At 23.1% G+C, this 685-nt stretch carries 1 protein-coding gene and 1 pseudogene; both read left to right on the forward strand.

Annotation, left to right across the window (positions count from 1 at the left end; translation table 11 throughout):
* A partial coding sequence (locus AB6A65_RS16425) for a cytochrome b N-terminal domain-containing protein (protein WP_192881441.1) occupies window positions 1–307 on the forward strand: 307 nt, incomplete at its 5' end.
* Between the two features lie 12 nt (window positions 308–319).
* Window positions 320–487: pseudogene (locus AB6A65_RS16430) on the forward strand (hypothetical protein); the annotation flags it as partial.
* Window positions 488–685: the final 198 nt, after the last annotated feature.

Raw genomic sequence — 685 nt, forward strand, 5'->3', positions numbered from 1 at the left:
AGGTAATCCTACTTTGACTCGGTTTTTTGCTTTTCATTTTCTATTACCTTTTGTAATTTTATTTTTTGTGATTTTACATCTTTTTTTTCTTCATGAAAAAGGTTCTAGAAATCCTTTAGGATTAAGAAGAGTATATGATAAAGTTTTTTTTCATCCATATTATAGAATTAGGGATATTTTTGGATTTGCTTTCTTTTTTGTTTTTTTTTTATTTATTTGTTTTTTGTTTCCTTATATTTTTATGGATGTAGAGAATTTTATTTCTTCTAATCCTTTGGTTACTCCCGTTCATATTCAACCTGAATGATATTTTTTATTTGCTTATACTATTTTACGTTCTATTTCTAGAAAAATTGGAGGAGTAATCGCTTTAGTTATATCGGTGGTTATTTTATATTTTTTACCTTTTTTTTTGAAGCATCGTTTTCGAAGAACTTTATTTTATTATTTTATAAAGTTTATATATTGGGTTTTTGTTGTAAATTGAATATTGTTAACATGAATTGGTGCGTGTGTTGTAGAATATCCATATATAGGGTTGGGGATAGTATTTAGTTTTTTGTATTTTATAATATTTATAGTTTTTTGAATAATTTATGAAATTCAGGATTTTATAATTTTATAAGTTGTGTTTGGCTTTATTTTAATTGTTTTGAAAACAATTTTTAAGAAATTTTCTTTAAAG

Source organism: Rhodosalinus sp. FB01 (genome assembly GCF_041365715.1).
Lineage (GTDB): Bacteria > Pseudomonadota > Alphaproteobacteria > Rhodobacterales > Rhodobacteraceae > Rhodosalinus.